Here is an 18,447-nt window from a genome sequence, read left to right on the forward strand (position 1 = left end):
ACGTCAGACAGGGTGTAAGCGGCGTATTTTTCCACTTGCTTGGCACCGGTCTGAACGATGTGGATCTGTACTTCGACCCCTTCCACGCCGGTGAGGGATTCCTTGAACAGGCCGCCGGAGGCGTTGTCCATCATCTTGGTGGCGCTTACTTCGCTGATGGAGGGGCGGGTGGCTTCGCGGTTGGCCATGTTGCCCACTTCCATGGTGATGCCGCGGCCGCAGCCCAGGCTGACAGAGTCCAGCTCGATCCAGTTTTCATAACCTTTTGCGGTGACGTTGCCTTTGATCGCCAGTTTGTTGTAGTTCATGTAGATAGCCATGGTGTTCTCTCCTGAGAGTGCTTGATTTGAGTCGGTTTGTGTATTGGTTACTGCGTTTCTGTGTTGCTTGACTCTTACTAATCAACTACTGTGCCAAGTTTTTATGTTGTTGTTTTTGTTGAATAAAGTGGAGTTTCAGTGAGGAGCAGCCGAATCTGGACAGGGGAGCGGAAGCAGGCTGCTGTGTCCCTGGGGGGAACTGACATGTCACTGTTCTCTGCAGTGACAGGGTGGTGTTCAGGCCACCTCTGTTCAGGCCACCTCGCCCCGGCCACCGGCGGCGAGATCCAGTGCCTGCCGGATAAACCGCTGGTACTGCTCGGCGGCGTTATCCGGCTCGGGGCTGAAGGCGGCCATGGAGATGGCGCCGGCCACCGCATGGGCGTATAGAAACGGGGGCGCAGGCATGTCCGGTTCGCCGGGTTTGGCCATGCTGCCCCCACTCCAGAAGGCAGCGGTGGCGGCCCAACTGGCGGCGGATTTCTGCTGGGTCTTTTCACTCCAGGCTTTGGCCAGCTGGCGGTTTTCCTCGGTGGGCTGAATCGCCCATTGCTCCGCTGCATTGAGGGCAGCCTGTTGGGGGGCTGGAGCGTCCGCCGGCAGAGTCTTCTTCACCGCCAGACACGCCCACCAGATGGCTTCCCGTTTCGGCAGGGCGTGGGCCAGGAACTTAACGGCGTCAAAATAGAAGTTGGACTGTAGCAGCTGATCAATAAAGTCGGCGGGCGGCAGAGCCCCTTTCTCAGCGAACTCAACGGCGTCTTCACTCAGCTCGAAATGCTTGAGAATCTCACTGGCCTGTTGCGCCTGAATTTTTACCAGTTGTGCCATGTGATTGTTCCCGCTTGAGTTTTTTGGATTATGCAGGACTATAGCACACTGTTGCGGAAGGTGAAGGTCTGGGCAGTGGCGGCGGGACGCAGCAGCCATCCCGCCGCCAGGCTCGGTATCAGGCCGCTGCGGAGCGGGGCAGCAGCGAGCCGATGGGCAGGGTGACGTGGGTGGCGCGGCTGCGTTTGCGGTGTTCCTGCGGGGTCATGTCGGTCCAGCGTTTGAACGCCTCGCGGAAGCTGGCGGCATCTTTGAAACCGCATTTGTGGGCCACCGCGCTGGATTTCAGTTTGGGGTCCGCCAGGTAATGCAGCGCCAGTTGCAGCTGATGTTCGTGGCATATGCGGCGATAGCTGGTGCCGGCTTCCTGCAGTTTGCGGCGCAGGGTGCGTGGGGTGACATGCAGGCGGTCGGCAATATCATCCAAGCTCGGCAGCGGGCCTTCCTGTTTGCTGATCTCAGAGCGCAGCATCCAGGTCAGATCCCCTTTCTGTACCTGCGCCACCCGTTCCGCCTCCAGCTTGCACACGGCGATGGCCTGCTGCTCGGTGATGGGGTTGCCGGTGGGCAGGGGGCGGTGCATCAGTTCGTTGGGGATCACCAGCATGCTCTTTTCCCGATTGAAGGAATAAGGGCAGTCAAAGAATTTCTCGTAATCCTGGTAGTGGGGCGGCGGTGCGTAGTTCAGCTGGATTTCGGCAAACACATTGCGTTCTTTCACCAGGGACCGAATCATGGTCTGCATGGAGGCGATCAACAATTCATGGGAAAAACTCGATGACAGCGGGAAGCTCATGCCTTCCTGCCGTTCAATCACAATCTCGGTGACATCCTTGCGGAAATGCGGGGTCAGTTTGAAGCGGCTGCGGACGATGCTGCGGAAACGATTGCCGGTCTCCAGGGCGGAGCCCAGGGTCTGGGAACAGATCATGGCCACCGACAGCACACCCCAGCGGGACAGGTTCAGGCTGGAACCCAGGGCCAGCGCCACGTCCGGCCGATTGGTGATGCGGAAGATGTTGTGATAGATGATGTCGAACTGCCGCAGGGAGACCAGGGTCTCCGGATTGAGAATGTGTTCCTCTTTCAGGCCGGTGCCCAACAGCCACTGCCGTGGATGAAAGCCTTCCCGTTTCATAAACTGCTTGATAAGGAACAGTTCCGCACTGGGATAGATTGCCTGATCTTCGAATGCCGTCATGGTGTTTCCCCTTCATTGTTGTTTTGGGTGAATCAAGGAGTACTACCGGGTGCTTGTCCTTGCTGGTTAAGGTCCTTGTGAGTGGATTGGGGCCACTCTTTATCTTGGGTTGGCCCATGATAGGGGGTTCGAAATCAAATTACGAGTCATTTTTTGTAAATGACTCATTGTTTGGCGATACTGAAAAATAACTCAAATTCATCAAGAGGTTAGCGACAGCATGATGCATTCAGCGGCAATTCGAAACCAGGTCAGCGCAGAGGAATGGCAACAACGGGTGGATCTGGCGGCCTGCTATCGGCTGGTGGCCCAGTTCGGTTGGGACGACCTGATCTTCACCCATATCTCGGCCCGGGTGCCGGGCCCTGAGCACCATTTCCTGATCAATCCCTATGGCCTGTTGTTCGAGGAAATCACCGCCTCCAGCCTGGTTAAGGTGGACCTGCAGGGCAACCAGGTGATGGATAGCGAGTACGACATCAACCCGGCGGGGTTCACCATCCACAGCGCGATTCATGCTGCACGGGAGGACGCCAAGTGCGTGCTGCACACCCACAGCCTGAACGGAGTGGCGGTGTCGGCACAGAAGGAGGGGGTGCTGCCCATCTCGCAACAGTCGATCTTTGTGCTGGCCTCCCTGGCCTATCACGATTACGAGGGGGTGGCCCTGCGCGACGATGAAAAGCCCCGTCTGGTGGCCGACCTGGGGGACAAGTCGTTTTTGATGCTGCGTAACCACGGCCTGCTGACGGCAGCGGGCAACATCGCCGATGCCTTTCTGTTCATGTACCTGTTTGAGGCCGCCTGTATGATTCAGGTGCGGGCACAATCCGGTGGTGGTGAGTTGATTGGCATTGATCCACGCATCATTGAAACCGCCCAGGCCCAGGCTCAGGCCGTGACCCGCCAGGCCGGTGGCGCGCTGGCCTGGCCGGCGTTGTTGCGGCGCCTGGACCGGCGCAATCCCGGTTACGCTGATTAGTGGCAACACCGGGATGGAACGGGGTGCGCTGAAACAATCTGTGGCCTCGTGCATCCAATCGGAAAGCACGAGGAGGCTTACCCAATGAACCGTTTGAAGTCCCTGTTTATTTCCTTGTATCTCAGTTTGCTGACCCTGGGCCTGGTGCGTGCACTGTGGCTGCAGTCGGCACACGCAGAGTGGTGGTGGGTGGTGCTGGCACTGGCCCCTGGGCTGGGCTTTTTTGGCTGGGTGTTTGCGTTCAACGTGGCGCGCACCGGCCGGGCGTCGGTGGTGATGTGGTTGGGGCCGGTATTGTCCACAGTCGGTTTGCTGATGCAGGGCGCAGCGGTGCCGGAAATCTGGTGCTGGGTGTTGGGCGTGGGACTGCTGGGCGCAGTGTTGTACATTCGCTGGTATTCCGTGTTTGTTGGCCGCGACAGTGCGCAGTTACAACCCGGCGCTAAGCTGCCTGATATTGCATTGCAGAATGCGCAGGGGGAAACCCTGCAGGTGAACCAGATCGAAGGGCCGTTACTGCTGTTGTTTTATCGCGGTAACTGGTGCCCTTTGTGTATGGCGCAGATTCGAGAGGTGGCCGACCAGTATGCGCAACTGGCGGCAAAAGGCGTGGCCTTGTTGATGATCAGCCCGCAATCCCACGCCAACACCGCGGCCCTGGCGCAGAAGTTCGATGTGCCCATGCAGTTTTTAGTGGACGTGGATTTACAGGCGGCGAAAACCCTGGGAATTGAAGCCCTCGCCGGTTTGCCCGCCGGCTTGGAGGCCTTGGGGTACGACAGCGATACGGTCATGCCAACGGTGATCATTACCGACGGAGAGCACCGTATTCTGTATGCCGATCAGACCGATAATTACCGGATGCGGCCGGAGCCGGATGCGTTCCTGCAGGTGCTGGCGCGCGCCGGCCTGTAAGCTGACGCTACCACGAGAGAGTGGAATGCCGCGTCAGACCTGAACAGGTGAGTGCCGGATTAATAAAGTTTGCGGGCGAACTCCAGTCGCCAACTGGTGAAGGTGGGGTTTTCACCGGCCACATCGATATCCACTTCCGACCAGCGGTAAGTGCCCTTCAAGGCCCAATCCCGGTTGAAATCCCAACGCAAACCCAGTCCCACACCATAGTTCAACCCACTTTCGGATTTGGTGGGTCGATAGCTGGTGCAGTAGTAACCGCCCCAGTAATCCCACCAGCAATAATCGTAAGAGCGGCCGGAGGCGATGTTGGTGTCGATGTTGGCCCAACCCAGGGTGCCGGTAACAAAGGGCGTGAACGGCTGCTGCAGAAAGTAGTACACCATGTCGAAGTTGAGGGTGAACATTTCCAGCTCGTTTTTATAGGTGAAATCCTCAGCGCCTTCTTCCGCTTTGACAAAGGCTTTATAGTTTGGGGATGCCCAGTTGATGCTGCCACCGAACGCCCAATGGGAATCGTAGTTATAGAGGTAGGCGAAGCCCAGGCCCACGTCGTCGCTCATGTCCAGGTAGGAGCCGTTGGGACCGTCGAAGGTATCGGACTCCAGATAATTCAGGTTGAAGGAAAACTCGGTGCTGTAAGGTCGTCGGGTGGAGTCCCCTTCTGAGGCCCAGGCCGCTCCCGATACCAACACGATGATCAGTGCTACCGCCGCTTTAAACATGATATTCCCCTGCCTTGTCCCTGATGGTCGTTTTGGCCATCGATGGTAGCAGAAAAAAAGCCGGAGCGTGATGCTCCGGCGACGTCAGGTTTGCAAGGGTTGGGGGAGTTCGGGTGCGTTGTAGGTTTGCTTGGGGGTTGCGGGTTTGGGTATCAGCGGTTCAGGGCGCGCAGCATCCAGGCGGTTTTCTCGTGAATGCGCATGCGGTCAGACACCAGGGCCGCGGTGGATTCGTCGTCGGCCTCGTTGGCCATTTTCAGCGCCTCGCGGCAAGTGCGTACCACCTGCTCATGACCCTGGGTGAGTATATCCACCATTTCTTCGCCACTGGGAACGTGATCCACCTCCTGGATAGAGGACAGGCTGGCGAGGGCTTTATAGGTGCCCGGCGCCACCACGTCCAGGGTGCGAATTCGTTCCGCGATGTCATCCACCGCCACGGCCATTTCAGTGTAATGTTCCTCGAACATCAGATGCAGTTCGCGGAACTGGGGACCGGTGACATTCCAGTGAAAATTGTGGGTCTGCAGGTAGAGCGTGTACGTGTCAGCCAACAGGCGCTTCAGGCCTTCGGCAATTTGGATGCGATCGGATTCCTTGATACCAATGTTGATCGTGCTCATAGCGGGCTCCTTTTGAATACGTTTGGAATGCAACGTTGATAATTATAACTAATTGAAAATCTCTTTCTAATTGAATTTGGCAATGCCCAAAATAGACGCTGTCAATCGCCCGGACGGGTGCCTTGGAATAAATTGGTCAATCGCCAAGGCAGATTCGGTCAGTGTGTTACCCGGTGACACCTGATAAAGTACCACCAGTCACTTATCTGGCCAGTGCAGGCAGTGCTAAGCTGTTCAAAGCCGGATAGCGGTGTTCCGACATTCATAACTGGGGAGATAAGAGGATGAATTGTGCGGTTAAGTTTCAGGATCTGCTGCAATCCGGACCGGTGCACACCGATCAGGCCCTGGCGTTCTTTGACGAGCTGGAGCCGGTGGATGTGTCGTTCATGCTGGGCACCTGGCGGGGCAAGGGGTTTCCCACCCATCATCGTATGGATGGGCTGATGGAAAATTTTAACTGGTACGGCAAAATATTTGAGAGCAGCGAGGATGTGCACCCGCTGGTGTTTCAGCGCCGCAATGGGGATATCGTGAAGCTCAATCCCCTCTGGTTCCCCATGAAATACGCCGGTCGCAGCCGCCTGTCCATGAGCGCCCTGGGCCGACTGATGTTCGACCTGGGCACCCGCGTACTGAAAACCGGAAAATCCCGCGCCCGGTTGCGCATGACGGAATACCGGGGCAAGGTGAGTGCCACCATGGTGTATGACCAGAAGGCCATCAACGATGTGTTCCGTAAAGTGGACGACAACACCGTGCTGGGGGTGATGGACCTGAAGGCGGAGAACTACCGGCCGTTCTTTTTTGTGCTGGAGCGTGCTTAAGCCGCTGCTGCCCCTGCAGGCCCTGTCGCTGTCTGCGCGGATGACTGCTGCAGGGTTTCGAGTGCGGCACTCAGGGAGGCTCGCCACTGGGCGATTTCGGCGCTGTCGTCGTCATCCCAGGGGTGGAAACCGGGTTTGAAATACTGGAACCAGGCAGGCACCACACTGGCAAACAAGCCCCCGGGCTTGGCCAGCGCCCACAGGCCCTTGGCGATCACCAGGGGCTTGTTGTGCAGGCCGTCTTTCTTCAAAAACGCACCGGTGTAAACAAAGCAGTACGCCATCAAAAACCAGGTGGCCGGGGCCATCACCCGCACCCGGGTCAGGTAATCCCCGTCGGTCACTTGCTGCAACAGGTCAAAGGCCACCGCCTTGTGCTCGGTTTCCTCTATGGCGTGCCAGAACCACAGTTGACGCACACTGGGATCAATCTTTTCCAATACGCTGGGATCGGATAACAACCACTGGGCCATAATGGCCGTGATGTGTTCCAGCGCCGCGGTGGCTGCCAACTGTTCCTTGGGGCTCAGGCGCTTGCGTCCGCCGGCGATGATTTTCTGGGCCAGGTTCTGGCCGCCCTCTGCCTCTTCTTGATAGCCGGTGGCCGCCAGCATCTTGTTGAAGGTGTCGTGCTCCAGCGAATGCATGGCCTCCTGGCCTATGAAGCCGGAAATTTCCTGTTGTTGTTTCTGGCTGGTGGCCTGCTTGCGGAAGTGACGCACCGAATCCACAAAAAAGCGTTCGCCATCGGGAAACGTCAGCGACAGGGCGTTCAGCAGGTGGGTCTGCACCGGTTCGTTATCGAACCAATGCCTGGGAGTGTTCCTGAATTCAAAGTTCATCCGCTGCGGAATGATGGTCACCGTGTCGGGAGTGGATTTGATGGTGGAGCGGAGTGCACGAACGGGATTCCACATGATTGACTGCCTCTCTTAATAAAACGGGACCATTACCGCAGTTGTCCAAAACCACTTTGGCCCAAAATCAAAAATGGGTGACATGGGCCAGCAAAAAAACTATGGTCTAATGCTCGTATAGAATTCTGTTTTTGTCCTTTGTGGGAGGGCCAATTAACTTTGACTTTAGGCCACGATAAGCCGGATGGGCTGTTTCAGGGGATTCCGGGCATCTACCTGCTGTTGCTGTGCGACGTGATCAAACAGTTCGGCCTGGACGAACAGGACATCATCCACGACCTGGGGGTGACCCGCAGCGAGCTGCTGCGTCCGGACAGCCGCATCACCATGAAAATGGGCCATGTGGCGGCGCAACGGGGCACCGCCCTGGCCGGGGACATGGGTCTGGGCATGGCCTATGCCCAGGCGTTGAAGGTGACCCTGCACGGGTCGGTGGGGCTGGTGGCCATGACCAGCCCTACCATCGGTGCGGCGCTGGAGGCCATGTCGCGTTTTATTGCCCTGCGGGCGCCGTTCTTCAAGGCGGCGTTTGCCACGGATGCGGAGGAAATGGTGGTGTCCCTGGACCCGACCCTGGAAATGGATGCACCCATCCGCACCTTCATGACCGAAGCCATTCTGATCGGCGTGACCATCATGTCGGAACAACTGCTGGGGCGCACTCTGCAACACACCCGGGTGGAAATGACCGGGCCGGAACCGCCCTATTATGCGCGCTTTCGCGAGCGCCTGCCGGTGCCGGTGCGGTATGATTGCCCCCGCTGTTGTGTGCGGGCGCCCATTGAGTTATTCCACGCGGTGCCGCAATTGGCTGACCCGGCGGCGGCGGAGCTGGCCCGCCAGCAATGTGAGTTGGAATATCAGGAACTGTTTCCACAGCAGGAACGGTTTGCCGATCGCATCCGCCGGCATCTGCAACATTCCGCCAAGGGCAAAGCGTTGCCCACCCAGGAAGAAGTGGCGCGCCGCTTTCATCTTTCCTCGCGCACCTTAAAGCGTCGGCTACAGGACGATGACACCAGTTTTCGCGAACTGCTGGAGCAGGAACAGAAGCAGCGGGCCATGCAATTGTTGCAGGAAACCGAACTGGATATTTCGGAAATCGCCTACCAGTTGGGTTATCGCGATGTGGGGAATTTCTCCACCGCATTTAAACGTTGGACCGGGCTAACGCCCCGTGCGTATCGCCAGTCCAGCTGAACCATTCAATATTAATGACAACAGAGGGAATATCGATGGGACCGTTACAGGGTTTTAAAGTAATTGAATTGGCCGGTATCGGGCCGGGACCGTTCTGCGGCATGATGCTGGCGGACATGGGTGCGGAAGTGATTCGTGTGGATCGCCCCGGTGGCAATCCGTCCGCCGCCGGTGGCCACGACATTTTGTTCCGCAATCGTAAAAGCATTGCGGTGAATCTGAAAAGCCCGGAAGGTGTCGACACGATTTTAAAACTGTGCGAACAGGCCGACGCCATTTTTGAAGGGTATCGTCCGGGCGTGGCGGAGCGCTTGGGTGTGGGCCCGGAACAATGTCTGGCGCGCAATGAAAAACTGGTGTACGGCCGCATGACCGGTTGGGGACAGGATGGTCCGTTGGCGAAAAGCGCCGGCCACGACATCAATTACATCTCCATTTCCGGTGCCTTGCATGCGGTGGGGCGCGCGGGTGAAAAGCCCATGCCACCGTTGAATCTGTTTGGGGATTTTGGCGGCGGCGGCATGATGATGGCCTACGGCATTGTATGCGCACTGTTGGAAGCGCAGCGTTCCGGCAAAGGCCAGGTGATTGATTGCTCCATGCACGAAGGCTCTGCTGCCCTGATGGCCATGTTTTATGGTTTAAAAGCCAATGGTCTGTTCAGCGATAATCGCGGCACCCATATGTTGGATACCGGGGCCCACTTTTATGATGTGTATGAAACCCAAGACGGCAAATACATCTCCATCGGCTCCATCGAGCCCCAGTTTTATGAACTGCTGAAAGAAAAAGCCCAGCTGTCACTGGAGGATTTTGGTGTGCAAATGAATCCTGCGTTGTGGCCGCAACAAAAGCAGAAAATGGAGGCGGTGTTCAAAAGCAAAACCCGCGATGAATGGTGCGAGATCATGGAAGGCAGCGATGTGTGCTTTGCCCCGGTACTGGGTTTGGCGGAGGCCCCCAGCCACCCTCATAATGTAGCCCGCAACAGCTTTATCGAGGTGGAAGGTGTGGTGCAGCACGCACCTACCCCCAGGTTCTCACGTACCCCCAGCGGCACACCACAACCCATGCGCACACCGGGAACCCACACCAAAGAAACGCTGCTGGCGTTTGGCTTTGATGAGGCGGAAGTGGACGATCTGCTGGCATCCGGTGCGGTGGCGCAGCTTTAACGCTCACCCCGTTTGAACAAGCTGAAGAACCCATAGGAAGGATCATCGACATCGGCGCGGCCGAGCTTTGATCCTTCCACCATGGGGCTGTGCAGATCCACAATGGAGGGGTTGTGCACATTCACCCAGTCCGCCACCACGGCGCGATGGGAAAACTTCCAGACCCCAGCACGCTTTTCGTATTTATCCAGATAACGGCCACCGATCAACAGATCAAAAGGCTCAGCCTCCGTCTTTACCTTGTGAAACGCCAACACATACACCTCTCCCTCAGCGTAGTGGCCATCGAGCTTGAGGTTCACGGTGGTGACGTTGTGGTGCAGGATCTCCATGGGCGCCTGAATCTGCGGCAGTTGGTCGATGAACTCCAGGGCCAGTCCCTGAAAGAAACCACCATGGTCGTCCAGGGCATCGGCGTGATACAGCGCCCTCATCTTGTCGAGATCACGGCGGTCGGCGGCGTTGCAATAGGCGTGGATAAGCTCGTGGATGGCGTGTTTGTCCAGCAGGGCCTGTAGCTGTTGTTCAGTGGTAGGCGTCATCGGGTTGGCTCTTGGAGTGGGGTTTGTAGGGATGTTAGGGAGCGGTGGTGCGTCTGGCTTCGTTGATCTGGGTGTTGTCATGGTGGGGGTTTTGCAGTAGGAATGGGTGAATCTGGGGCATGGATTCGGCCCTTGGATAGTTGAAGTAATTCAGTCAGTTTTGTGCAACCATGACAAAACGCCCTTCTCGCATAGGCTCCAACCTGATTGGAAGTATGAGAACTCAAGGTGAATGAAATGGATAAGTATTTGAAAGCAGCATTGGATGAAGCGTACCAGGGCCTGAAAGAGGGAGGGATACCCATAGGCTCGGTTCTGGTTCTGAATGGCGAGATCATTGCCAAAGGTCACAACAGAAGAATGCAGCAGGGCAGTGCCATTCTGCATGCGGAAATGGATTGCATTGAACGGGCTGGAAGGCTCACGGAGAAAGACTATAAAAACTGTGTTCTGTATTCGACGCTGTCGCCATGTGATATGTGCAGCGGCACCTCTTTGCTCTATAAAATCCCGAAAATCGTAGTCGGGGAGAATGTTAATTTTAAAGGGCCGGAGGAGTATTTACGCAGTCGGGGTGTGGTGGTGGAGGTGATCAACGACAAAGAGTGTATTGACTTGATGAAGCGCTTTATTGATGAGAACCCCGGCTTGTGGAATGAGGATATTGGGGAATGACTAGTTCTCCATGAACAATGCGGTTGTGTTCCAACCAACCTCTGATCCAAAACTTAGCCGAAATTCCCGCGGCGATTGCCCGGTCCAGCGTTTGAACGCCTTGCTGAATGCCGAGCTGTCGGAGAAGCTCAAACTGGTGGCGATGTCGGTGATGGAGCGGTTGCTGTTGAGCAGTTGTGAGATGGCGGTTTCCCGGCGCAGGTCGTTCATGATATCCACAAATGACGTGTCCATTTTCTGCAGGTGACGGCGCAGGGTGCGGGTGCCCATCTGCAGGCGGGCGGCGACTTCTTCAAAGGTCAGTAACTCACCCATGTGTTGAGCCAGCAGGGCGCGCACCTGACGGTCCACGTACACTTCTTCCCGGGGTAGGGTTTCGATAAAGCGTTGTTCCACGGTATCGGCAATCTTGCGATCGGCCAATGGCAGGGGGGATTGGGCCAGGGTTTTATCCACCACGAATTCCGCATGCTCCACGTCAAAATACAGCGGGCACTTCAGGTAGCGGTGATAGGTGTGCTGATACTCCGGCGCTTGGTAGGGAAAGGCAATGTAGTCCGGCTGATGTTCCTGCCCCAGTAAAAACTGCAGGATGTTGTGGAAGTTGGTCATGATCCATTCCATGAAGAACGGGGTGCAGGGGGCCAGGGACAGGCATTCATACAACCGTACTCCCACTTGATCTTCGGTTTCAAAGTAATGCATGGTCAGCGGCGGGAACAGCAGGTTGCACAGGCGGCTGCCGGTTTGCAGGCAGTCGGCATAAGTGGATTGGTACATGGCAGACAGGCCCGCCATGCCGTGGCAACTGAGACTGGTGAAGTGGCCATTGGCCAGACCGTAATGGGGCAGGCCGCTGAGGTGGGTGTTGGCCTGCACCAGGCGAATGACGTCCTCCAGGGAGAAGGGTTGGCGGCGGGTGTCCAGGTTGCTCAGGTCCACCCCGGCGTGGTGCTCGATCTGTTTCAGGTCCAGCCCCAGGTGCAGGGGGTAACGCAAGGTGGTGGCGATGTACTCCGGCAAGATGGTGGGGGTGTTCCTGTCCACGGCAGCCGACCTCTCTTAATCAAACTCGCTGAATCAATGGGGCACGGCTCAGTTGTAATCGGTTATGGCATCGCGTGCTTGGAAAATCAGGCCAATGGGGTGGTGAGCAGGCCAGAACGCGCTTCAATCTGGCCAGAAACAGTAGGTTTTTGTCTGTTCAGCCCGCAGCGGATTCCCTAACCGCCCTGGATCACATCCCAAATCCAGCCCAGCACCAACCCCAAAAACAGCCAGCCACCAAACAGCCGGGTGTGGGCGAATGCGTAGGCAGAGAACCACAGGGGCCACACCGATTCCGGGTAGCGCTCGGGTTTGCTGTCCGGGGTGGTCTGGCTGTAGACGTGCCACAGGCGGCGGGCGGATTTCAGGCCCAGCAACACCAGCAGTGTGGGCCAGGGCAGACTGCCGCTGAGCACCAGCACCAGCACGATGGCGTACTGGGACACCAGCATGATCTGAACCCAACGCCGGGCCTGACTGTCCCCCAATATCACCGGCAGGGTGCGCACGCCTTTGGCGGCATCGGCGGCCAGTTTGTCGATGTGTTTACCGAACAGAACGCAGGTGGGACCAAGGGCATAGGCCAGGGAGATCAGGGCCACCAGCCAGGACCACTGGCCGGTAATCACGTAGTAACCACCCCCCACCATCAGGGGGCCCCACACCAGCAGTACCGCCGGTTCCCCCAGCCCCCACTTTTTCAGGGGCCAGGTATAGAACAGGACAAAAAAACAGCCGGCCAACAACAGCTGCAACACCAGTTCCCCCCGCCACCACAGCAACAGCAGACCCACGGCCAGGGCCGCCAGCCCGGTACATCCGATGAGGAAGATCATCTCTGCGCTGGACACCAGGCCACGGGCCAGGGGCTGCACGCCGTATTGGTTGCGGAAGTATTCGTCCTTGTCGATGCCGCGCCAGTAGTCAGTGGCGTCGTTGATCAGGTTGTTGGTGGCATGGGCCAGGCACAGCCCTAGGGTCACCAGGCACCAGAGACCCCAGTGCAGGGTATTGAAATACAGCGCCAGCAGGCCGGCGAGCACCGACGAACTGAAGGTCATCAACAACACTGAGGCCCGCACGCAGATCAGCCAGCGGCCGAACGGGTCCAGTTGTTGCCATTGCTCGTCGGTGAGGCGGGGCATGCCGGTGAGGGCCTTGCCCCAGATCTGGACATTAGTCATGCAGAGTCTCGTTCAGATATTGCAGAAACCGGGTCCAGGATTGCTGGTCGGCCTGGGCGCGGTAGCGATCGGAGCCGAACACCGTAAAGGCGTGCGGTGCCCCACCGTAGGTAATCAGTTCGTGGGGAATCTTGTTCTGTTCCAGTTCATTGCCCAGCTGGGCCAGGTCGTTGAGGGTGATCATGCTGTCGGCGCTGCCGTGAAACACCAGAATGCTTCCCTGGGTATGGGCGTAACTCTGCCCACCGGGTGTGCTGAGCCCGCCGTGAAAGGTGACGAAGCCTTTGCTGTCGGCACCGGCGCGGGCGTGTTCCAGAACGGCAGCCCCGCCAAAGCAATACCCCATCACCACCTGATTGTCGGTGGCGGCCCCCTGGGCTTTGGCGGTGTCCACCGCGGCCTGCACCAGGCGTCGCAGTTTGGCGCGATCTTTATACAGTGCACCGGTGTGCTGCTGTTTGTCTTCCACTTTGGTGGGGCGCACGCCTTGGCCGAACAGGTCGGCGGCAAACACGGCGTAGCCTGCCTGCTGCAGCATCTCGGCCCGCTTGATTTCATAGTCGGTGAGGCCATCCCAATCGTGCAGCAGAATCACCAGCGGCGCCTTGGCCTGGGGCGTGGCGGTGGTCGGGGTGACGTAGTAGCCCTCGTAGGGCTGGCCATCCACCTGATACGTGATGGCCTGACCATAACTCAAGGTGGTGATGAACAGCAGAACACTGCCGAACCAGTGTGATGGAATGCGCATGTGATGTCTCCCGATTGGATGCAGGGTAACACCATCATACTGAAAACACATGACGCTGCCAGTTGGCAGCGCCGATTTATGAGTCGCCGGTTATTCGTCGGCGGCCTCGGGCCCGAGCCGGGTGCGCGACAGCCAGCGCCGTACCATCTGGTAAAACACCGGTACGAACACCACCGCCAGCACGGTGGCGGCAATCATGCCGCCGATTACCCCGGTGCCGATGGCCTGGCGACTGGCCGCCCCGGCGCCGGTGCTGATGGCCAGGGGCAGCACGCCGAAGGTGAACGCCAGTGAGGTCATCAGGATCGGGCGCAGGCGCATGCGGCAGGCGTTGATGGTGGCCTGCAGCAATGAGGTGCCTTTGTGTTCCTCGTCCTTGGCGAATTCCACAATCAGGATGGCGTTCTTGGCCGCCAGACCGATGATGGTGATCAGCCCCACTTTGAAGAACACATCGTTGGGCAGGCCGCGCATGTACACCGCCGCCAGCGAACCCAGTATGCCCAACGGCACCGCCAGCACCACGGCAATGGGAATGCTCCAGCTTTCATAGAGGGCCGCCAGGGACAGGTACACCACCAGCAGCGACAGCATGAACAGGGCCGGTGCCTGGGCTTCGGACAAGATCTCCTCATAGGAGGCGCCGGACCATTCAAAGCTGAACCCGGGCGGCAGCCGGGCCGCCATACTTTCCATTTCCAGCATGGCTTCACCGGAACTGATGCCGGGCGCCGCCTGGCCACCGATCTTCATGGAGGGCACGCCGTTGTAGCGGGTCAGGCGGGGGGATCCCATGGTCCACTGGAGATCGGCAAAGGCGGAAAACGGCACCATTTCCCCGGCCTGATTGCGCACCCGCAGTTGCTTGATGTCCTCCGGCAACATGCGGGCGCTGGCATCCGCCTGCAGAATCACTTTCTGCACCTGGCCCTGATTCACAAAGTCGTTGATGTAGGCGGAACCCAGGGCGATGCTCAGGGTGCTGTTGATCTCGCTGATGTCGATGCCCAGGGCGCGAGCTTTTTCCCGATCCACGTCCACCCGCAGTTGCGGATTGTCTTCCATGCCTTCCGGGCGCACTCCCTGCAGTTTGTTGTTCTGCATGGCCATGCCCAGCATGATGTTACGGGCTTCGGTGAGTTTTTCATGGCCCTGGCCACCCACGTCCTTCAGCTGGAATTCAAAACCGGTGGCGGTGCCCAGTTCCGGGATCGACGGCGGGTTGAGGGGGAAGATAATGGCGTCGCGCACCCCGGCGAGGGCGCCCCAGGCGCGACCGATGATGGCGTCCACTTGCTGGTCCGGCCGGCGGCGTTCATCCCAGGGTTTCAGGCGCACGAAGGCGATGCCGGCGTTCTGCCCGCTGCCGAAAAAACTGAAGCCGGCAATGGCGACAATTTTTTCCACGTTGGGGTCGTTCTGCAGGAAATAATTTTCCATGGAACGCAGCACGCGGGTGGTGCGCTCCTGGGTGGCCCCGGCGGGCAGTTGCACGATGGTGATGAAGTAGCCCTGGTCTTCCTGGGGCAGGAAGGAGGTGGGCAGGCGGAAGGCGAAGAAGGTGACGCCACCCACCAGGATCAGATAGATCAGCATCACCCGGCCGCCGCGCTTGAGCAGGTAACCCACCCCGGTTTCATAGCGGCCGGTAAAGCGGTCAAAAGTGCGGTTGAACCAGGCGAAGAAGCCCCGTTGATGAGGGGCGTGATCGTGCTTCAGCAAGGTGGCGCACAGCGCCGGGGTCAGGCTCAAGGCCAGGAACGCCGAGAACAGAATGGACGTAATCAGTGCCAGGGAGAACTGCCGGTAGATGGCGCCCACGGAGCCGCTGAAAAACGCCATGGGGATGAACACGGCCACCAGCACCACGGTGATGCCGACGATGGCGCCGGTGATCTGGGTCATGGCTTTCTGGGTGGCGGCCTTGGGCGAGAGCCCTTCCTCGCGCATGATGCGTTCCACGTTTTCCACCACCACGATGGCGTCGTCCACCAGAATGCCGATGGCCAGCACCAGACCGAACAACGTCAGCACGTTGATGGAAAAACCGAACAGGCCCATGCCGATGAAGGCCCCCAGTACCGCCACCGGCACCACCAGGGTGGGAATCAGGGTGGCGCGCAGGTTTTGCAGGAACAGGAACATCACCAGGAACACCAGCAGCACCGCCTCGAACAGGGTCTGCACCACTTCAGAAATGGAAATCCGCACAAAGTCGGTGGTGTCGTAGGGGTTATCCCATTCCATCCCGGCAGGAAAGAACGCTGCCAGTTGAGCCATGCGTTCCTTCACCAGGGCGGAGGTCTCCACCGCATTGCCGGTGGGGGAAAGCTTGATGCCGATGGCCGCGGCCGGTTGCCCGTTGACGTAGGCGGTGGAGGCGTAGGATTCACCCCCCAGTTCTACCCGGGCCACGTCCGCCAACATCACCTTGGAACCGTTGGAGTTCACTTTCAGCAGGATCTGTTCAAACTGTTCCGGCGTGTTGAGGCGGCTGTCGGTGACCACCGTGGCGTTCAGCATCTGGCCCACGGGTGCCGGCAGGCCCCCCAGTTCACCGGCAGCCACCTGCACATTCTGGGATTGGATGGCGGCCGCCACGTCGCTGGGGGTGAGGGCGAAGGCGGTGAGCTTGATGGGGTCCAGCCAGATGCGCATGGCATACTCGGTGCCGAACACTTCGGCTTCACCCACTCCTTTGATGCGGCGCAGCTCATCCAGCAGGTAACTGTTGGCATAGTTACCCAGGGCGATGGAATCCATATTGCCGTTGCTGGAACTGACGGTCAGGATCATGAGGAAATTGCGGGTGGCTTTTTCCACCCGCAGACCCTGGCGGCGTACCGGTTCCGGCAGCCGTGCCTCCACCCGTTTCACCCGGTTGTTCACTTCCACCTGGGCAATGGCAAAGTCGATGCCGGGCTCAAAGGTAATGGTGATGTTGGCTGTGCCGTTGGAGCTGCTTTCGGAGCTCAGGGACAACAGGCCCTCGATGCCGTTCATCTCCTGCTCCACCACCGCGGTGACGGTTTCCTCCAGGATTTTGGCGTTGGCACCGGGGTAGGTGGCACTCACCCGCACCGAAGGGGGCGCGATATTGGGGTACTGGGCCACCGGCATGTCCATCACCGTGAGGGCGCCCCCCAGCATGATCAGCAGGGCCAGCACACAGGCGAAGATGGGCCGGTTGATAAAGAAGTGCGCCATGGTTACTTCACCCCGTCAGTGGAAGCCGCCATTTCAGGGGTTCTGTCAGGGGTTCTGTCTGGGGCACCGTCAGAGCTGCTGTTATCCGTACTGGTGGATTCCGCCACCACGGCTTTCACCGTGGCGCCGGGGCGAGCCTTCTGCAGGCCCTCGATGATCACCTGCTCGCCGCCCTGCAGACCGCTCTTGATGATCCAGCGATCGCCCTGGGCCCGGTCGGTTTTCACCGGCAGCGGGACCACCTTGCCGTCCGGCAGTACCGACATCACCATATCCCCTTGGGCAGTCCGGATCAAAGCCCGTTGGGAGATCGTAAGTGCTTGCTTATACTCTGCCTGATCCAGGCTTACCCGCACGAACATCCCCGGCAGCAACAGCCGTTCCGGGTTGGGTAACTGGGCCCGCAGCAGGATCTCGCCGGTGCCCGGGTCCACGGTCATTTCGGAGAACAGCAGCTTGCCGCCGTGGGGGTATTCACTGCCGTCTTCCAGCAAAACGGTCACGTGGGGGTCTTCCACCGACAGGTCCTGGCCTTCACTGCCCCGTCGTAAACGCAGCAATTCGCTGCTGGACTGGGTAAAATTCACATAAATCGGGTCCAGCTGCTCGATGGTGGCCAGGTGGGTGGCGCCGCTGTTGCCCACCAGGGCACCTTCGGACACCAGGGCGCGGCCGATGCGGCCGGTGATGGGCGCCCGTACGCTGGCGTATTCCAGGTCGATCCGGGAGCGGGCCACGGCGGCCTGGGCGGCGGCCACGTCGGCTTCCGCCTGCTTGGCCAGGGCGAAGGCCTCATCGTAATCCTGCTGGCTGACCGCTTTGCGTTTCAACAGGTTGGCGAACCGCTTCTGCTTGAGGGTGGCCTGGGTCAGATCCGCCTTGGCCCGGGCCAGCCGGGCTTCGGCCGCATCCAGGTCCGCCTGCAGGGTGCTGGGATCAATCTGGAACAACAGCTCACCGGAGTCCACCTCGGTGCCTTCGGTGAAGCGGCGTTCCTGGATAATGCCTTCCACCCGGGCCCGTACTTCGGCTGTGCGCAGCGCCTGCACCCGGCCCGGCAAGGTGGTTTTCACCACCAGGTGACGGGGCGTCACCACCTCCACCAGCACTTCGGCGGGGGGCATTTGCATGCCGGCGGGTCCCGGGGCACCGCTTTCGGAGTCATTACAGCCCCACAGCAGCAGGGCGGCGGTCAGCAGGGTGGCGGTGGCGCGCCCGCGGGGCGAAGACAACCGCAACCGGGGGAAGCATGACGAGGACGACATCAACGAGGACAACATCTTGATAAACCTCAATTATTGGGAATTCAGGTTGGAACGAAACTGGCG

Annotated in this window: 18 protein-coding genes; 6 read left to right on the plus strand and 12 right to left on the minus strand. The window is 58.9% G+C overall.

What is annotated here, in order from left to right:
- The 3 genes from D9N14_RS15075 to D9N14_RS15085 all read right to left on the minus strand — a co-directional run.
- On the minus strand, positions 1 to 320 hold a 320-nt coding region (locus D9N14_RS15075), incomplete at its 3' end, for a type VI secretion system tube protein Hcp (RefSeq protein ID WP_290581155.1).
- A 252-nt stretch (positions 321 to 572) separates the two neighbouring features.
- The gene (locus D9N14_RS15080; RefSeq protein WP_290581157.1) at positions 573 to 1,151 is read right to left on the minus strand and encodes a DUF6931 family protein; all 579 of its coding nucleotides are present in this window, start codon (positions 1,149 to 1,151) and stop codon (positions 573 to 575) included.
- 118 nt (positions 1,152 to 1,269) lie between these two features.
- On the minus strand, positions 1,270 to 2,352 hold the full coding sequence (locus D9N14_RS15085; protein WP_290581159.1) for an AraC family transcriptional regulator: 1,083 nt from the start codon (positions 2,350 to 2,352) through the stop codon (positions 1,270 to 1,272).
- A 220-nt stretch (positions 2,353 to 2,572) separates the two neighbouring features.
- On the opposite strand from D9N14_RS15085, the gene D9N14_RS15090 reads away from it, so the two are divergent.
- A complete protein-coding gene (locus D9N14_RS15090; protein ID WP_317622630.1) occupies positions 2,573 to 3,334 on the plus strand; it encodes a class II aldolase/adducin family protein in 762 nt (253 codons plus the stop codon).
- Between the two features lie 84 nt (positions 3,335 to 3,418).
- Complete coding sequence (locus D9N14_RS15095; RefSeq protein WP_290581161.1) at positions 3,419 to 4,249, plus strand: peroxiredoxin family protein; 831 nt, start codon at positions 3,419 to 3,421, stop codon at positions 4,247 to 4,249.
- A 59-nt stretch (positions 4,250 to 4,308) separates the two neighbouring features.
- Here the strand turns inward: D9N14_RS15095 and D9N14_RS15100 are convergent, their stop codons facing one another.
- Both D9N14_RS15100 and D9N14_RS15105 read right to left on the minus strand, forming a co-directional pair.
- Entirely contained in the window at positions 4,309 to 4,974 is a 666-nt protein-coding gene (locus D9N14_RS15100) for an outer membrane protein (protein ID WP_290581163.1), read from the minus strand.
- A 152-nt stretch (positions 4,975 to 5,126) separates the two neighbouring features.
- Positions 5,127 to 5,597 (minus strand): Dps family protein, encoded by a 471-nt coding sequence (locus D9N14_RS15105; RefSeq protein WP_290581165.1) that lies wholly within the window; start codon positions 5,595 to 5,597, stop codon positions 5,127 to 5,129.
- Between the two features lie 284 nt (positions 5,598 to 5,881).
- On the opposite strand from D9N14_RS15105, the gene D9N14_RS15110 reads away from it, so the two are divergent.
- A complete protein-coding gene (locus D9N14_RS15110) occupies positions 5,882 to 6,424 on the plus strand; it encodes a DUF4334 domain-containing protein (RefSeq protein WP_290581167.1) in 543 nt (180 codons plus the stop codon).
- Here the strand turns inward: D9N14_RS15110 and D9N14_RS15115 are convergent.
- Positions 6,421 to 7,341 carry a metal-dependent hydrolase gene (locus tag D9N14_RS15115; protein WP_290581169.1) on the minus strand — a complete coding sequence of 307 codons (921 nt, stop codon included), beginning with the start codon at positions 7,339 to 7,341 and terminating at the stop codon, positions 6,421 to 6,423. The two genes, D9N14_RS15110 and D9N14_RS15115, sit on opposite strands and share 4 nt — an antisense overlap.
- A gap of 159 nt (positions 7,342 to 7,500) precedes the next feature.
- On the opposite strand from D9N14_RS15115, the gene D9N14_RS15120 reads away from it, so the two are divergent.
- Complete coding sequence (locus D9N14_RS15120; protein ID WP_290581171.1) at positions 7,501 to 8,541, plus strand: helix-turn-helix transcriptional regulator; 1,041 nt, start codon at positions 7,501 to 7,503, stop codon at positions 8,539 to 8,541.
- Between the two features lie 35 nt (positions 8,542 to 8,576).
- A complete protein-coding gene (locus D9N14_RS15125; RefSeq protein WP_290581173.1) occupies positions 8,577 to 9,716 on the plus strand; it encodes a CaiB/BaiF CoA transferase family protein in 1,140 nt (379 codons plus the stop codon).
- On the opposite strand, the gene D9N14_RS15130 is transcribed toward D9N14_RS15125, so the two are convergent.
- A complete protein-coding gene (locus D9N14_RS15130; protein ID WP_290581175.1) occupies positions 9,713 to 10,258 on the minus strand; it encodes a nuclear transport factor 2 family protein in 546 nt (181 codons plus the stop codon). The genes D9N14_RS15125 and D9N14_RS15130 overlap by 4 nt on opposite strands.
- Before the next feature lie 237 nt (positions 10,259 to 10,495).
- On the opposite strand from D9N14_RS15130, the gene D9N14_RS15135 reads away from it, so the two are divergent.
- On the plus strand, positions 10,496 to 10,933 hold the full coding sequence (locus D9N14_RS15135) for a nucleoside deaminase (protein ID WP_290581177.1): 438 nt from the start codon (positions 10,496 to 10,498) through the stop codon (positions 10,931 to 10,933).
- Here the strand turns inward: D9N14_RS15135 and D9N14_RS15140 are convergent, their stop codons facing one another.
- From D9N14_RS15140 to D9N14_RS15160, 5 genes are all read right to left on the minus strand, one after another.
- Entirely contained in the window at positions 10,934 to 11,980 is a 1,047-nt protein-coding gene (locus D9N14_RS15140) for an AraC family transcriptional regulator (protein WP_290581179.1), read from the minus strand.
- 176 nt (positions 11,981 to 12,156) lie between these two features.
- Complete coding sequence (locus D9N14_RS15145; protein WP_290581181.1) at positions 12,157 to 13,164, minus strand: prenyltransferase; 1,008 nt, start codon at positions 13,162 to 13,164, stop codon at positions 12,157 to 12,159.
- Positions 13,157 to 13,912 carry a dienelactone hydrolase family protein gene (locus D9N14_RS15150; RefSeq protein WP_290581183.1) on the minus strand — a complete coding sequence of 252 codons (756 nt, stop codon included), beginning with the start codon at positions 13,910 to 13,912 and terminating at the stop codon, positions 13,157 to 13,159. The genes D9N14_RS15145 and D9N14_RS15150 overlap by 8 nt, the downstream gene beginning before the upstream one ends.
- 90 nt (positions 13,913 to 14,002) lie before the next feature.
- The gene (locus D9N14_RS15155; protein ID WP_290581185.1) at positions 14,003 to 17,119 is read right to left on the minus strand and encodes an efflux RND transporter permease subunit; all 3,117 of its coding nucleotides are present in this window, start codon (positions 17,117 to 17,119) and stop codon (positions 14,003 to 14,005) included.
- A gap of 2 nt (positions 17,120 to 17,121) precedes the next feature.
- Positions 17,122 to 18,399, minus strand: coding sequence for an efflux RND transporter periplasmic adaptor subunit (locus tag D9N14_RS15160; protein ID WP_290581187.1), 1,278 nt, complete (start codon positions 18,397 to 18,399; stop codon positions 17,122 to 17,124).
- Between the last annotated feature and the right edge of the window lie 48 nt (positions 18,400 to 18,447).

The sequence above is a fragment of the Ketobacter sp. genome, from assembly GCF_003671495.1.
In the GTDB taxonomy this organism is placed as follows: Bacteria; Pseudomonadota; Gammaproteobacteria; order Pseudomonadales; family Ketobacteraceae; genus Ketobacter.

Excerpts from the sequence above, each read along its gene's own strand:
- D9N14_RS15155 (WP_290581185.1), bottom strand. The coding sequence starts at position 17,119 with ATGGCGCACTTCTTTATCAACCGGCCCATCTTCGCCTGTGTGCTGGCC.
- D9N14_RS15150 (WP_290581183.1), bottom strand. The coding sequence starts at position 13,912 with ATGCGCATTCCATCACACTGGTTCGGCAGTGTTCTGCTGTTCATCACC.
- D9N14_RS15095 (WP_290581161.1), top strand. The coding sequence starts at position 3,419 with ATGAACCGTTTGAAGTCCCTGTTTATTTCCTTGTATCTCAGTTTGCTG.
- D9N14_RS15085 (WP_290581159.1), bottom strand. The coding sequence starts at position 2,352 with ATGACGGCATTCGAAGATCAGGCAATCTATCCCAGTGCGGAACTGTTC.
- D9N14_RS15160 (WP_290581187.1), bottom strand. The coding sequence starts at position 18,399 with ATGTTGTCCTCGTTGATGTCGTCCTCGTCATGCTTCCCCCGGTTGCGG.
- D9N14_RS15135 (WP_290581177.1), top strand. The coding sequence starts at position 10,496 with ATGGATAAGTATTTGAAAGCAGCATTGGATGAAGCGTACCAGGGCCTG.
- D9N14_RS15090 (WP_317622630.1), top strand. The coding sequence starts at position 2,573 with ATGATGCATTCAGCGGCAATTCGAAACCAGGTCAGCGCAGAGGAATGG.
- D9N14_RS15145 (WP_290581181.1), bottom strand. The coding sequence starts at position 13,164 with ATGACTAATGTCCAGATCTGGGGCAAGGCCCTCACCGGCATGCCCCGC.
- D9N14_RS15080 (WP_290581157.1), bottom strand. The coding sequence starts at position 1,151 with ATGGCACAACTGGTAAAAATTCAGGCGCAACAGGCCAGTGAGATTCTC.
- D9N14_RS15130 (WP_290581175.1), bottom strand. The coding sequence starts at position 10,258 with ATGACGCCTACCACTGAACAACAGCTACAGGCCCTGCTGGACAAACAC.
- D9N14_RS15110 (WP_290581167.1), top strand. The coding sequence starts at position 5,882 with ATGAATTGTGCGGTTAAGTTTCAGGATCTGCTGCAATCCGGACCGGTG.
- D9N14_RS15115 (WP_290581169.1), bottom strand. The coding sequence starts at position 7,341 with ATGTGGAATCCCGTTCGTGCACTCCGCTCCACCATCAAATCCACTCCC.
- D9N14_RS15125 (WP_290581173.1), top strand. The coding sequence starts at position 8,577 with ATGGGACCGTTACAGGGTTTTAAAGTAATTGAATTGGCCGGTATCGGG.
- D9N14_RS15100 (WP_290581163.1), bottom strand. The coding sequence starts at position 4,974 with ATGTTTAAAGCGGCGGTAGCACTGATCATCGTGTTGGTATCGGGAGCG.
- D9N14_RS15105 (WP_290581165.1), bottom strand. The coding sequence starts at position 5,597 with ATGAGCACGATCAACATTGGTATCAAGGAATCCGATCGCATCCAAATT.